Below are 12,954 nucleotides of genomic sequence, written 5' to 3'. Positions count from 1 at the left end.
CCTGCCGGATGACCTATTCCGTCAAGGAAATTTTCCTGACCCTGCAAGGCGAAGGCGGACAGGCCGGGCGGGTTGCGGTGTTCTGCCGCTTTACGGGCTGCAACCTGTGGTCCGGCCGTGAAGTGGATCGGGCCAATGCCACATGCCAGTTCTGCGACACGGATTTCGTGGGAACGGACGGGCCGGGCGGCGGCCGGTTCGACACGGCGGCGGACCTTGCCCAGGCGATCGACACCCTGTGGCCCAGCAACGACACCCCCGCCCCGCACGGCCAGGATGCAACTGCAGGCGTGCCGGACGGGGCTGCCCATATGCAGGCTCCGCTCGCGCAGGGCAGGAAGCTGGTCGTCTTTACGGGTGGCGAGCCCCTGCTCCAGCTTGATGACGCGTTGATAGAGGCCATGCATCAGCGGGGTTTTTCCATCGCGGTGGAAAGTAACGGCACCCTGCCAGCTCCCCCGGGCGTGGACTGGCTGTGCATCAGCCCCAAGGCCGGGGCCCCTCTGGTCCAGACAAGCGGGACGGAACTCAAGCTGGTTTTTCCCCAGCCGGGCCTTTCGCCTTCAGCCCTCGCCATGCTTGATTTCGAGCAGTTCTGGCTTCAACCTATGGACGGGCCCGACCAGGCCGCCAATCTGGCGGCGGCCATACGGTACTGTCTTGCACACCCGCAATGGGGCCTGTCCCTGCAGACCCATAAACTGACCGGAATTCCCTGAGCATGTCCTACCCCGTGCGCGATCAAAACGAGGCAGCCCTTGTCCTGTTCTCGGGCGGGCAGGATTCAGCCACCTGCCTGGCTTGGGCGCTTGCCCGGTTCGGCCGGGTGGAGACACTGGGTTTCGATTACGGCCAACGCCATGCCATTGAACTGACCTGCCGCAGCACCCTGCGCGACGGGCTGGCCGCACTCAGCCCGGCCTGGCGTGAACGCATGGGGCCTGACCATACCCTCCCGCTTGAAGCGCTGGGCGCGGTCTCGGACACGGCACTAACCCGTAACGCCGAAATCACCCTGCTGGAAAACGGCCTGCCCAACACTTTCGTGCCCGGTCGCAACCTGCTGTTCCTGACCTTTGCCGCAGCCCTGGCCGCGCGGCGCGATATCCGCCATATCGTGACGGGTGTTTGCGAGACGGATTATTCCGGCTACCCCGATTGCCGGGACGATACCATCAAGGCGCTACAGGTCGCACTCAATCTGGGCATGCAAAGCCGCTATGTCCTGCATACGCCGCTGATGTGGCTCAGCAAGGCGGAAACCTGGCACCTGGCGGAAGACCTGGGTGGGGCGGCCCTTGTCGAACTTATCAACCATGACAGCCATAGCTGCTATATGGGTGATCGTGGCACGCTCCATTCCTGGGGCTATGGCTGCGGCACCTGCCCCGCCTGCCAGTTACGCAGCACAGGGTGGGAGACCTATCTGGCAGAGAAAGCCGAACATGCCTGACCTTGTTTTTACCCGTCGTTTTTCCATGGGCCACAGGCTGATCCATGGTGCCAGCGAAAGCTGCGCCCTGCCCCATGGCCATAATGAATTCGTCACGGTCAGGCTGGCACCGTGCACCCCGGCCCGGCTTGATGGCAGGGGCAACATGCCCGTCTCGTTCCAGAAGGCCAAAAGCACCTGGCACCGCTTTATCGACGAACGCATCGACCACGCCCTGCAACTGGCCGAGGACGATCCTTTGCTGGGATGGTTCCAAACCCATGAACCCGCGCGCGCGGCCCGCATTGTAGTCACCCCGGGTGATCCCACAACCGAACTCATGACCTGCCTGCTCATGGCCAAGGTCAACGCCTTTCTTAAAGCCGAAGGGGGCGCATTGCGCTGCACCGAACTCAGCCTGGAGGAGACACCGACCAATACCGTCAGCTTCAGCGGCGATCCGGCCGAGTTCATTCCCCTTGGCAGGCCCCCTGCCGAATGCTGGTGGAACCGGGCGGATATGAGCATTGCCGATCCCGCTGGCTGAGTATTTTCATCCCGCCATAAAAAAGGCACCCGGGCCTTGCACCCGGGTGCCATACCGCATTGAAAAGGCGGAAGAGACTTAGCGGTTAAGCCCCAGAACGGTGGAGGTCTTCTCGAACACCTGCTTGCACAGGTCGGGATTGTTCGAAAGCTTCTGGCCGTAGGACGGCACCATCTGCTTCAGTTTCGCGCTCCATTCCGGCAGCTTGCTGGCAAAGCATTTCTTCAGCACCGTCAGCATGATGGGGGCCGCGGTAGAAGCACCCGGTGAAGCACCCAGCAGGGCCGAGACGGTGCCGTCTTCGCTGGCAATGACTTCCGTGCCGAATTGCAGCACGCCGCCCTTGACCGGATCTTTCTTGATGATCTGGACACGCTGTCCGGCCACCACCAGTTCCCAGTCCTTGCTTTGCGCATCGGGAATAAAGTCCTGCAAGGCCTTGATGCGGTCGTTTTCGGACTGCAACACCTGCTCGATCAGGTATTTGGTCAGCGGCCAGTTATCGCGGCCAACCGCCAGCATCGCACCGATATTGCCGCGCCTGACCGAACGGGGCAGATCCATCAGCGATCCCTGCTTGAGAAAGCGCGTGGAGAACCCGGCATAGGGGCCGAAAAGCAGCGCGGGCTTGCCGTCGATCATGCGGGTGTCGAGATGGGGCACCGACATGGGCGGTGCGCCGACCGAGGCCTTGCCGTAAACCTTGGCATGATGGCGGGCGATCAGGTCCTCGTTCTTGCAACGCAGGAACTGGCCGCTGACCGGGAAGCCGCCAACCCCCTCCGCTTCGGGAATGCCGGTTTTCTGCAACAGCGGCAATGCACCGCCACCCGCGCCGATAAAGACGAACCGCGCCATGACCAGGCGTTCGGTGTTCTGGCGCAGGTCGCGCACCTTGATTTCCCAACGGCCATCGGCTGCGCGGCGCAGGTTGGTCACGTCATGTTCGGTATGCAGGGTGCAGCCCTGGCTGCCCGCAAGGTAGCCGAACAAAAGCCGTGTCAGCGCGCCGAAATTGACATCCGTGCCCATCAGGCTGCGGGTCACGGCAAGCTGCTGGCCCGCGGGCCGGTCCTGCATGATCAGCGGCGCCCACTGGGCGATCTGGCCAGGATCTTCCGAATATTCCATGCCCGCGAACAGCGGATGACGCGACAGGGCCTCGTGCCGGCGGCGCAGGAAGGAGACGTTGGCCTCCCCCCACACAAAGCTCATATGCGGAACGGCCGTCAGGAAGTCACGCGCGGTGGGAATAATGTTGTTTTCAACCAGATAGGACCAGAACTGCCGCGATATCTGGAACTGCTCGTTCACGTCGACAGCCTTGTTGATCTCCACGCTGCCATCGGCTTTCTGCGGCGTGTAGTTCAACTCGCACAGGGCGGAATGCCCGGTACCGGCATTGTTCCAGGCATTGGAACTTTCCAGGGCGACGGTGTTGAGCCGTTCGTAAATGCTGATGCTCCAGTCAGGCTGAAGCTGGCGCAGGAATGTACCCAGCGTCGCACTCATTACGCCGCCACCGATCAGGACGACATCGACGGAAGATGCTGTATCGGTCGAGTTGGAACTCATCATGGTCTCCGCATTATCAGCCGCGCCCGCCATTGCGGCTACGATGAAGGCCGGGCTGTCTCTTTGCCGCAAGACCCTCCATTTTCCGTGCCATCTGGAAAACAGGCGGGGCATTGCTAGCCGGATTAGTGCAGGCAGTATAGGCTTATATGACGATCCCGCCTTCTCACCTCTGCGAGATTACCGCAAACAACCTGAACCCCGAGGGCGGTCAGAACGTTTTATGAAGCCGCAAACCCGGCTGTAATCCCCGTATCCGGGGCCGGGTACCGGTATTCGAACAGACAGGGTGGAAACAACCTTATGAGCAGCATTATCAAACACGGCACCGCACATTGGGAGGGTTCTCTCAAGGAAGGGCATGGTGTTATCAGCACCCAGAGCGGCGCGCTGAACGAGCAGCCTTATGGCTTCAACACCCGCTTCGAAGGAAAAGCCGGCAGCAACCCCGAGGAACTGCTGGGTGCCGCCCATGCCGCGTGTTTTTCCATGGCGCTTTCCGCCATATTGGGGGAAGCGGGACTGACCGCGCAGGCTATCGATACCGATGCGGCGGTCCAGCTTACCAAGGCCGATTCCGGCTTTGAAATCAGCCAGATCGACCTGACCCTGAAAGCCCGCGTGCCCGGTGCCACGAACGAGCAGTTTCAGGCGCTGGCCATAAAAGCCAAGGAAGGCTGCCCGGTCTCCAAGCTGTTCCGCGCCACCATTACGCTCAACGCAACGCTGGAAGGCTGAAAATCAGCCCTGGCCGACCTGCCCGCGGTGGCGTAGCAGATGGTCGGCCAGCACGCAGGCCACCATGGCCTCGCCCACCGGCACGGCCCTGATCCCCACGCACGGATCGTGCCGCCCCTTGGTGATAACCTGCTTTTCAGCCCCCTCCCGCGTGATGGAGGGCACGGGTGTCAGCATGGAACTGGTGGGCTTGACCGCAAACCGCGCCACCACCGGCTGGCCGCTGGAAATACCGCCCAGAATACCCCCCGCATGGTTGGAGCCGAAAACACGCTGGCCGTCCTTCATGAACAGAGCATCGGCATTTTCGGGCCCGGTCAGGCTGGCTGCGGCAAAACCGTCCCCGATCTCCACACCCTTGACGGCGTTGATGCTCATCAGCCCGGCAGCCAGGTCGGCGTCGAGCTTGCCGTAAATCGGCGCGCCCAGCCCCGGCGGCACGCCTTCGGCCACGACTTCGATCACCGCGCCGATGGACGAACCGGCCTTGCGGATGTCGTGCAGATAGCGCTCCCAGTCTTCCACAACGCCCGGATCGGGGGCGAAGAACGGATTGCGCTCGACCTCTGCCCAGTCCCAGCGGGTGCGGTCGATATCGTGCGGGCCAAGCTGCACCAGCGCTGCGCGAATACGTACGCCCTCACCCAGCACCTTGCGTGCCACTGCCCCCGCGGCCACACGGCAGGCCGTCTCGCGCGCGGATGACCGGCCGCCCCCGCGATAATCGCGAATGCCGTATTTGAGGTCGTAGGTCAGGTCCGCGTGGCCGGGGCGATAGGTGCTGGCGATATCGCCATAATCGCGCGAACGCTGGTCGGTATTTTCGATCAGCAGCGAAATGGGCGTGCCCGTTGTCTGCCCTTCGAACACGCCGGACAGGATACGCACCTGATCCGCTTCCTGTCGCTGGGTGGTAAAAGCCGACTGGCCCGGCCTGCGACGGTCGAGAAAAGGCTGGATATCGGCTTCACTCAGGGGAATGCGCGGCGGGCAGCCATCAATCACGCAGCCAATGGCCGGGCCATGGCTTTCCCCCCAGGTGGTGATGCGAAACAGGTGGCCGAACGTATTGTACGACACGATATGCCTCAGTCCCCGGCGACGGAAATATCGGGGGCGGTGGGGTTTTTCATGCCAACCATGTGGTAGCCGCAATCGACATGGTGCACTTCGCCCGTAACCCCCGAAGACAGGTCGGAGAGCATGTAAAGCCCTGCCCCACCCACTTCTTCGAGTGTGACATTGCGTTCCAGCGGGGCATTATACTGGTTCCAGCGCAGGATATAGCGGAAGTCGCCAATGCCGCTGGCGGCCAGCGTCTTGATCGGCCCGGCGGAAATGGCGTTCACCCGCACCCCGTCGCGCCCCAGATCGGCCGCCATGTAGCGCACCGAGGATTCAAGGGCGGCCTTGGCAACGCCCATGACATTGTAATGCGGCATGACGCGCTCTGCCCCCAGATAGCTCAGGGTCAGCAGGGAGCCACCATTTTTCATCAGCCTTGCCGCACGCTGGGCGACCGCCGTGAACGAATAGCACGAAATATCCAGCGCGGTCAGAAACGCCTCACGCGGGGTATCCACATAGCGCCCGCGCAGGTACTGCTTGTCGGCCCAGCCAATGGCGTGCACCACGAAATCCAGCGTGCCCCATTCGCGTTCAAGCGTCGCGAAGGTTTCGTCAATCGCTGCGTCATCCGTTACGTCGCAGGGCAGGACAAGCTTTGCCCCCACGCTCTCGGCCAGAGGCTGCACGCGCTTGCCCAGCGCTTCACCCTGGTACGTAAAGGCCAGTTCACCGCCCTGTGCCGCCACGGCCGAGGCAATGCCCCATGCGATGGATCTGTCATTGGCAACGCCCATCACCAGGCCCTTCTTGCCTTTCATCAAAGTACCCGTAGGGAGTGATGCGGTGCTGGGAGATGACATGCAGAAACCTCGACTATTCTCTCTGGCAGGAAGCGTGTTGTAGCGGTTGGTCGCACACCAGGGCGGCCGAAACAAGCCCAAAGGCGATTACCATACTTCAAACGCATCGGTAGCAGGAGTATGGAAGTTATGGAAAACGCGGCAAAACTGGTTTGCCCGTGCAGTATGGTGGGTTCGGAGCAATGACGGAATCAAGCAGCTCGGTCTCGGCGCAGGCGCCGCAGGATATTCCCTTGATCGACCTGGGCGCCGATCCGTTCACGCTGTTCGAAACCTGGATGCGTGAGGCTGAAAAAACCGAAATCAACGACCCCAACGCCATGGTGCTTTCCACAGCCACCCCCGACGGGCGTCCGTCCAGCCGGATTGTCCTGCTCAAGGGCATGGACCGTCGCGGTTTCGTCTTCTACACCAACGCCCATAGCCGCAAGGGCAACGAACTGGCGCGCAACCCCCATGTGGCCCTGCTGTTCCACTGGAAAAGCCTGCGGCGGCAAATCCGAATCGAAGGGGCCGTATCCCCCGTGACCGCGGCCGAGGCCGACGCCTATTTCGCGAGTCGAAGCCGCATCTCCCGCCTGGGCGCCATTGCCTCGGACCAGTCGCGCCCCCTGGCCGACCGCGCGATTTTCGAATCCCGCCTGCACGAGGCCGAAGCCCGCTACCCCGACGGACCCATTCCCCGCCCGGAAAACTGGACCGGCTACCGCGTCAAACCCGAATATTTCGAATTCTGGAACGAACGCCCCTACCGCCTGCACGACCGCGCCGTATGGAGTGCGCATGAAGGCGCATGGAACGTTACGCGTCTCTATCCGTAAATAAAAAGAACTGCCGGGGTGGGTGGCATCCTTCCGCCCCAAGCCCCGGCCCCCATAGTGCGCAACCAGGAGAACACCATGAAAGATGTCCGTAAGATCCTGCTTCCCATGCCCAGTATTTCCAATGGGGAAGCGGCGCTGACCCGGGGCTACAACTTTGCCCTGCGTTTTGGCGCCCATCTTGCGGTACTGCATGTCCGCCCCGACGGGCGCGACATTGCCCCCCTTGCGGGGGAAGGACTGTCGGGTGCGATGGTGGAAGACCTGATGCGCACGGCCGAGCATGAAAGCGCCCGCCACGCCCATGACGTGCGCGCATTGTTCGACAAGTTCGTGGCCGAACACCCCGATCTGGTGCTCGTATCGGGGCACGATCCCATTCCCATGACCGGGCCGAGCGTCAGCTTCAAGGTCGTGCGCGGGACCGAAGCCGACATTATCCCTTCCCAGGCGCGTCTTTCGGATTTCACCCTGGTCCCGCACCCGGACTCGGGGGAGGAAATTTCCTCGTCCGAGACACTGCATGCCGTGCTGTTCGACAGCGGCCGCCCCGTTGTCATGGCGTCCCGCACGCCGCCCAAGGGGCTTATCAAGCGTGTGTGCATTGGCTGGAACGGCACGGCCGAATCCTCCGCCGCGCTGCATGGCGCCCTGGCCTGGGCCGCGACCGCCGAGGCCGTGCGTGTGCTGCATTGCGACGATTACCAGCGCCGTGGCCCCAGCGCGAAAGAGGTGCTGGAATACCTGGCCATTCACGGCATCAAGGCCGATGCGGTGGAATTCCCGCCCGTGGACCGGGATGTCGGCAAGGGATTGCTGGCGGCGTGCAAGGATTTTGATGCCGATATGCTGGCCATGGGGGCCTATTCGCATTCCCGCCTGCGCCAGCTTATTCTGGGCGGTGTTACGCGCCATGTGCTCGAACATGCCGATATCGCGGTGCTGATGAGCCGCTAGGCAGCGGCCCTCACCCACCCATCTGCCGTTAATGCCCGCGCAGATGGGTGGCCTTGCACTTAAAGTGCGATTTCGAAACAGCCTGTTGGAAAAAGCTTAGAATTTCCGGCTCTCACCTTTTTTCAAAAAAGCGGCGCTTCCTGAAGCTTTTTGAAAAAAGCTTCCCCAAAAACTTTTGGATTTTTCAGGCCATTTTTCAGGCGGCGGGTGGGTCGGGCAGGTCCAGGGTCAGCCCGTCCCAGGCGGGCTCCACACCTTCGGGCAGGTTGGCCTGCATCCATGCCCAGTCCATGTCAGGGCCCATATGGGTCAGGATCACGCGGCGGGGCTGAATACGGTCACGCCATTCCAGCACACGCTCCAGCCAGGCATGCGCGCTGTGCGGCTGGCGCTGGAAGCAGTCCACCACCCAGGTATCGACCCCTTCAAGGTGCCCGAATGCGATTTCGGGCAGTTCCACCACATCCGTGCTGTAAGCAAAGTCGCCACAGCGTATGCCGGTTGAACCGATCCGCCCATGCGCCTGTTCGAAAAGCAGGAACTCATAGCCGTTTATCGCCACTTTCTGCCCGAAAGGCAGCGGATGGGCGACCAGCACGGCACGGAAAAATCCCGGCGGTGTCCAGGGTTTGAAGATATAGGCGAAACGGCCCTTGATCTCGTCCAGGACCTCCGCCGCGCCATAGGCGGTCAGGGGCCGATCGATCGCACGGTTGACGCCCCTGATCTCGTCAATCCCGGCAATATGGTCGGCATGGGCATGGGTATAGATAACAGCCTGGAATTTTGAAATGCCCTGGGCCAGCAGTTGCGCACGCAGATCGGGCCCCGTATCGACAAGCACCCCTGCCCCGTCTTCCATCTGGATCAGGATTGAAGAGCGCGTGCGCATATTCCGGCTTTCCTTCGGGTCACAGGCCCCCCATTCCCCGTGCCCGTCATGCCCACCCAGCATGGGCACGCCAGCCGAGCCACCACAGCCCAGAATGGTCACTTTCATGCCGGAGCACGCCTTGTCGGTACGGGTGACATCATCAGGCTGCCTTGCGGAAAAGCCGCTGGAAATTGGCGGTTGTCAGGGCAATGAAATCCGCCAGTTCCAGCCCGCGCTCCTGCGCCAGACGTGCCGCGGTATAGGCCACGAACGCAGGCTGGTTGCGCTTGCCGCGCTTGGGAACCGGGGCCAGATAAGGCGAGTCCGTTTCCACCACGATACGCTCGGCCGGTATGTCCCGCGCAACGGTGCGAATTTCCTCGCATTTGGGGAAGGTCGCAATACCCGAGAAACTGATATAGCCGCCCAGGTCCAGCACGCGCCGGGCCAGTTCGGGGCCGGATGCAAAACAGTGCAACAGGATGGGGAACGGGGCCTGGGCGTATTCCTCCTCCAGAATGGTGGCGACATCCTCGTCCGCCTGGCGCGCGTGGATGATGACCGGCACATCCAGCATGCGTGCGGCACGAATATGTTGGCGAAAACTCTCCTGCTGGATGGGCCGCACCTCTTCCGCCCCGTGGAAGTAATCCAGCCCCGTCTCGCCAATCCCTATGACCCGGGGCGCGTCGGCCACCGCCGCGATCTGCTCGGAGGTCGGCACGGGGTCTTCCCCCACATGATCGGGATGGGTGCCGACCGTGCACCACACCCGCAGGCCTGGCGTATCAAGCTGCGCCAGTTCCTTTTGTTGCGCGGCCCGGGCAAGACGCGTGCCGATCGTCACCATGCCGACAAGCCCCGCGTCACGGGCACTTTCCAGCAGGGCTGGCATTTCCTCGTCCGAAAAATGATCGAGATGGCAATGGGTATCGATCAGCCCCGACAGTGATCCTGCTGCGTTCATTCCGCCTCGGCCTCCACATAACGTGGGAACAGCCCCTGCGGCGGCGGCAACGCCCGCCCGCCCGGCAAAGGCTGTTCCAGCGCCGCGAAATTCCGCTCGTCCGCCGCGACCCCAAGCTGGTCGAGCATACGCCCCATGGTGCCGGGCATGAAAGGCTGCAACATGGTGGCAATGCCGCGCATGGCATCCAGCAGCACCCGCAATACATGGGCCATGCGTTCGGGGTCGGTCTTGCGCAGGGCCCATGGCGCCTGATGGTCGATATAGGCGTTGCAGGCGCGAATGGTCTTCCACACCTCTTCCAGCGCGTCGGTCAGGGCGCAGCGTTCAAGCTGGGCACTCAGCAGTTCGGGCAGCAGGGCAACCTGGGCAAGCAGCTTGCTGTCTTCCTCCGTGGCGGGGCCCCGCTCGGGCACGATACCGCCGCAGTTGCGCGCCACCAGCGACAGTGTCCGCTGGGCAAGGTTGCCCAGGTCGTTCGCCAGTTCGATATTGTTGCGCGCGATCAGGGCCTTGCGCGACAGGTCGCTATCCCCCCCGAACGGGACTTCGCGCAGCATGAAAAAGCGCACCGCATCCAGCCCGAATTCCTGCACCAGGGCGCGCGGGTCCACCACGTTGCCCAGCGACTTGCTCATTTTCTGGCCTTCGATGGTCCACCAGCCATTGGCGAAAACCTTTTTTGGCAACTCGATCCCCGCCGCCATCAGGAAGGCAGGCCAGTAGACGGCATGGAAACGGGCGATATCCTTGCCGACCAGGTGCAGGTTGGCGGGCCAGAATGCCATGCGCGGGGCCTGTTCGTCCGGAAAGCCCAGGGCGCTGAGGTAATTGGCCAGCGCATCGAACCAGACATACATGACATGCTTGTCATCGCCCGGCACGGGAATGCCCCAGCTAAAGCTGGTCCGGCTGACGGACAGGTCGCGCAGCCCCGATTTGACAAAGCTGATGATTTCATTGCGCGTGCCATAGGGGCCCAGAAATTCCGGGTGCTGCTCATACAGGGCCAGAAGGCGATCCTGGAAGGCGGAAAGCCTGAAGAAGTAGGACGGCTCCTTCACCCATTCCACGGGAGCACCCGTGGGGGCCAGCTTCTGGCCATTGGGGCCATCCACCAGTTCGTCCTCGTTGTAGAAGCATTCATCGCGCAGGGCGTACCAGCCTTCATAGGCGTCGAGGTAGATGGCGTCGTTCCGGGCCACCCTTGTCCACAGGGCCTGGGTTGCCGCGATATGGCGCGGTTCGGTCGTGCGGATGAAATCGTCGTAGGAAATGTCCATCGCATCGGCCATGGCGCGGAAATCGGCCGCGACCTTGTCCACAAAGGCCTTGGGGGCGACACCTGCCGCGACAGCCGCCTGCTCCACCTTCTGGCCGTGTTCGTCCGTGCCGGTCAGGAAAAAAACCTCATCCCCCGCCAGCCGGTGAAAGCGCGCCATCACGTCTGCCGCGACCGACGTGTAGGCGTGGCCGATATGCGGCGCGCCGTTCACGTAATAGATGGGAGTAGTAACATAAAAACGACGGGTCATGCTTGGCTCGCAATCGTCATGGCTTCAAGAAGGGCTTGCTGTTTGTCCAGATTGAAACGCTCGCTTTGCGCATGCAACCGGCCTACGGCCTCCCATGCTTGCGCCAGGGTGTTGGCGCGGGCGTCTCCCTCCAGCGCGGCTGTGCGGGCCGCATCCTGAAGCCGATCCGACAACAGGGTAAAAAACAGTCCGAAACCATAATCCTTGCGCAGCGTGGTTTCGGCAATCTCATATCCGCGCAGGGCACTTACACCATCAAACACCGCTGCGACACAACCTGCTATTTCACCCCCCTTGTCGGCCAGCAGTGCAAGCGCGCGACCCGGGGCACCCTGGGCGGCTTCGGCCACGCGCTCCAGTTCATGCGTGGATACATGCGGGGCGGACTGGTGCAAAAGGGCCACCAGGTCGGCCGGGGCCAGGGGGCCCAGTTCAAGACGGCGGCACCGGCTGCGGATGGTGGGCAGCAGGCGGCCGGGCATGGCGCAGGTCAGCAGCAGGACGGTGGCGGGCGGGGGCTCCTCCAGAATTTTGAGAATGGCGTTGGCGGCACTGCGGTTCATCCATTCCGCGCCATCGACAATCACCACACGCCAGCCGCCTTCCGCCGCCGTGCGGTGCAAAAAGGCGTTCACGGGCCGGACATCATCCGCCACGATCTCCCCCCGGTAGCGCTGGCGTTTTTCATCGAACCCGCGTTCGACCACCAGAAGGTCGGCATGGGTCGCAGCCGATATACGCCGGCCCGCGGGGCTTTGGGCTTCTTCCCCACCCAGCAGGATACGGGCAAGGAAAAACGCAAAAGTGGCCTTGCCAATACCGGCTGGGCCGGTAATCAGCCACGCATGGGGCAATCGCCCGCTGGCCAGGGCCTGGCGGAACATATCCACGGCTGCCTTGTGCCCGCGCAACGCCAGTGACGCCTGGCGGGGGTCTGTAACCTCTGCCTCAGCCATGCGACAGGACGGCTAGAATCTCTTTCATGATCAGGCTGTTCACGCCCTCCACCCCGATCTGCGCCGTGCCGATGCGCCGCACCCGTTGGGGATCATGCGTGGCAATGGCCTGAAAACCCGCAATAACCCGGGCGTGGAAAGCCTCATCCGCCTGTTCGTACCGGTCTGTCGGGGCCTTGCGCACGGCAAGGCGCTGCCGTGCGACCTCACGCGGGGCTTCGAGCAGGAATGTCCTGTCCGGCCGCAGGCCCAACTGCGCATCAAGCACATGGATCAGTTCAAGAACGGCCGCATCACCATCGGCCCGGCCATAACCCTGATACGCCAGGGTTGAATCCGTGAACCGGTCGCAAAGCACAATCTGCCCCGCCGCCAGAGCCGGGCGGATCACCTGCTCGACATGATCGAACCGGGCCGCGAAATGCGCCAGGATTTCGGCCCGCAGGCTCAGCGGCGCATCCCCGAACAGCAGCAGGTTGCGCAACGCCTCGGCCCCGGGGGAGCCCCCCGGTTCACGCGTGGCCAGCACGTCATGCCCGTGCGAGCGCAGGGCATCGGCAAGCAGGCGCAACTGCGTGGACTTGCCGACCCCCTCCCCCCCTTCAAGCGTTATGAACACTCAGT

Annotated in this window: 14 protein-coding genes; 6 read left to right on the top strand and 8 right to left on the bottom strand. The window is 62.7% G+C overall.

Features of this window, described 5'->3' with window-relative positions:
- Positions 1-8: 8 nt before the first annotated feature.
- Genes queE through J2D77_RS03090 form a run of 3 tightly spaced genes read left to right on the top strand, consistent with a single transcriptional unit; the run spans position 9 to position 1,979 of the window.
- The gene (gene queE / locus J2D77_RS03100; RefSeq protein ID WP_207844796.1) at positions 9-719 is read left to right on the top strand and encodes a 7-carboxy-7-deazaguanine synthase; all 711 of its coding nucleotides are present in this window, start codon (positions 9-11) and stop codon (positions 717-719) included.
- A 2-nt stretch (positions 720-721) separates the two neighbouring features.
- On the top strand, positions 722-1,453 hold the full coding sequence (gene queC / locus J2D77_RS03095) for a 7-cyano-7-deazaguanine synthase QueC (RefSeq protein ID WP_207844795.1): 732 nt from the start codon (positions 722-724) through the stop codon (positions 1,451-1,453).
- Positions 1,446-1,979 (top strand): 6-pyruvoyl trahydropterin synthase family protein, encoded by a 534-nt coding sequence (locus J2D77_RS03090; RefSeq protein WP_207844794.1) that lies wholly within the window; start codon positions 1,446-1,448, stop codon positions 1,977-1,979. Before queC ends, J2D77_RS03090 begins: the two co-directional genes overlap by 8 nt.
- 78 nt (positions 1,980-2,057) lie before the next feature.
- Here J2D77_RS03090 and J2D77_RS03085 read toward each other — a convergent pair whose 3' ends face one another.
- The gene (locus tag J2D77_RS03085) at positions 2,058-3,587 is read right to left on the bottom strand and encodes a malate:quinone oxidoreductase (protein ID WP_207845010.1); all 1,530 of its coding nucleotides are present in this window, start codon (positions 3,585-3,587) and stop codon (positions 2,058-2,060) included.
- Positions 3,588-3,857: 270 nt separating this feature from the next.
- Between J2D77_RS03085 and J2D77_RS03080 the strand changes: the two genes are divergently transcribed.
- Positions 3,858-4,292 (top strand): OsmC family protein, encoded by a 435-nt coding sequence (locus J2D77_RS03080; RefSeq protein WP_207844793.1) that lies wholly within the window; start codon positions 3,858-3,860, stop codon positions 4,290-4,292.
- A 3-nt stretch (positions 4,293-4,295) separates the two neighbouring features.
- On the opposite strand, the gene aroC is transcribed toward J2D77_RS03080, so the two are convergent.
- Positions 4,296-5,372, bottom strand: coding sequence for a chorismate synthase (aroC, locus tag J2D77_RS03075; protein ID WP_207844792.1), 1,077 nt, complete (start codon positions 5,370-5,372; stop codon positions 4,296-4,298).
- Between the two features lie 8 nt (positions 5,373-5,380).
- The gene (gene fabI / locus J2D77_RS03070; protein WP_207844791.1) at positions 5,381-6,220 is read right to left on the bottom strand and encodes an enoyl-ACP reductase FabI; all 840 of its coding nucleotides are present in this window, start codon (positions 6,218-6,220) and stop codon (positions 5,381-5,383) included.
- A gap of 182 nt (positions 6,221-6,402) precedes the next feature.
- Between fabI and pdxH the strand changes: the two genes are divergently transcribed.
- Positions 6,403-7,041 (top strand): pyridoxamine 5'-phosphate oxidase, encoded by a 639-nt coding sequence (gene pdxH / locus J2D77_RS03065; RefSeq protein WP_207844790.1) that lies wholly within the window; start codon positions 6,403-6,405, stop codon positions 7,039-7,041.
- A 78-nt stretch (positions 7,042-7,119) separates the two neighbouring features.
- Entirely contained in the window at positions 7,120-7,998 is an 879-nt protein-coding gene (locus J2D77_RS03060; protein ID WP_207844789.1) for a universal stress protein, read from the top strand.
- 196 nt (positions 7,999-8,194) lie between these two features.
- Here the strand turns inward: J2D77_RS03060 and J2D77_RS03055 are convergent, their stop codons facing one another.
- The 5 genes from J2D77_RS03055 to tmk are packed head-to-tail and all read right to left on the bottom strand — an operon-like array spanning position 8,195 to position 12,949.
- Positions 8,195-8,998 (bottom strand): MBL fold metallo-hydrolase, encoded by an 804-nt coding sequence (locus J2D77_RS03055; protein ID WP_207844788.1) that lies wholly within the window; start codon positions 8,996-8,998, stop codon positions 8,195-8,197.
- Positions 8,999-9,032: 34 nt separating this feature from the next.
- Positions 9,033-9,839 (bottom strand): TatD family hydrolase, encoded by an 807-nt coding sequence (locus tag J2D77_RS03050; protein ID WP_207844787.1) that lies wholly within the window; start codon positions 9,837-9,839, stop codon positions 9,033-9,035.
- Positions 9,836-11,374 carry a methionine--tRNA ligase gene (metG, locus tag J2D77_RS03045; RefSeq protein ID WP_207844786.1) on the bottom strand — a complete coding sequence of 513 codons (1,539 nt, stop codon included), beginning with the start codon at positions 11,372-11,374 and terminating at the stop codon, positions 9,836-9,838. The genes J2D77_RS03050 and metG overlap by 4 nt, the downstream gene beginning before the upstream one ends.
- Positions 11,371-12,330: a DNA polymerase III subunit delta' gene (locus J2D77_RS03040; RefSeq protein WP_207844785.1), complete on the bottom strand. Its 960-nt coding sequence runs from the start codon at positions 12,328-12,330 to the stop codon at positions 11,371-11,373. The genes metG and J2D77_RS03040 overlap by 4 nt, the downstream gene beginning before the upstream one ends.
- Positions 12,323-12,949 carry a dTMP kinase gene (gene tmk / locus J2D77_RS03035; protein WP_207844784.1) on the bottom strand — a complete coding sequence of 209 codons (627 nt, stop codon included), beginning with the start codon at positions 12,947-12,949 and terminating at the stop codon, positions 12,323-12,325. The genes J2D77_RS03040 and tmk overlap by 8 nt, the downstream gene beginning before the upstream one ends.
- Between the last annotated feature and the right edge of the window lie 5 nt (positions 12,950-12,954).

The organism is Acetobacter garciniae (genome assembly GCF_017377735.1).
Lineage (GTDB): Bacteria > Pseudomonadota > Alphaproteobacteria > Acetobacterales > Acetobacteraceae > Acetobacter > Acetobacter garciniae.
This window is presented reverse-complemented; position numbering and strand designations above follow the sequence as displayed.

Coding starts and splice junctions, on each gene's coding strand:
- queE (WP_207844796.1), top strand. CDS start 9: ATGACCTATTCCGTCAAGGAAATTTTCCTGACCCTGCAAGGCGAAGGC.
- queC (WP_207844795.1), top strand. CDS start 722: ATGTCCTACCCCGTGCGCGATCAAAACGAGGCAGCCCTTGTCCTGTTC.
- J2D77_RS03090 (WP_207844794.1), top strand. CDS start 1,446: ATGCCTGACCTTGTTTTTACCCGTCGTTTTTCCATGGGCCACAGGCTG.
- J2D77_RS03085 (WP_207845010.1), bottom strand. CDS start 3,587: ATGGCGGGCGCGGCTGATAATGCGGAGACCATGATGAGTTCCAACTCG.
- J2D77_RS03080 (WP_207844793.1), top strand. CDS start 3,858: ATGAGCAGCATTATCAAACACGGCACCGCACATTGGGAGGGTTCTCTC.
- fabI (WP_207844791.1), bottom strand. CDS start 6,220: ATGTCATCTCCCAGCACCGCATCACTCCCTACGGGTACTTTGATGAAA.
- pdxH (WP_207844790.1), top strand. CDS start 6,403: ATGACGGAATCAAGCAGCTCGGTCTCGGCGCAGGCGCCGCAGGATATT.
- J2D77_RS03060 (WP_207844789.1), top strand. CDS start 7,120: ATGAAAGATGTCCGTAAGATCCTGCTTCCCATGCCCAGTATTTCCAAT.
- J2D77_RS03055 (WP_207844788.1), bottom strand. CDS start 8,998: ATGAAAGTGACCATTCTGGGCTGTGGTGGCTCGGCTGGCGTGCCCATG.
- J2D77_RS03050 (WP_207844787.1), bottom strand. CDS start 9,839: ATGAACGCAGCAGGATCACTGTCGGGGCTGATCGATACCCATTGCCAT.
- metG (WP_207844786.1), bottom strand. CDS start 11,374: ATGACCCGTCGTTTTTATGTTACTACTCCCATCTATTACGTGAACGGC.
- J2D77_RS03040 (WP_207844785.1), bottom strand. CDS start 12,330: ATGGCTGAGGCAGAGGTTACAGACCCCCGCCAGGCGTCACTGGCGTTG.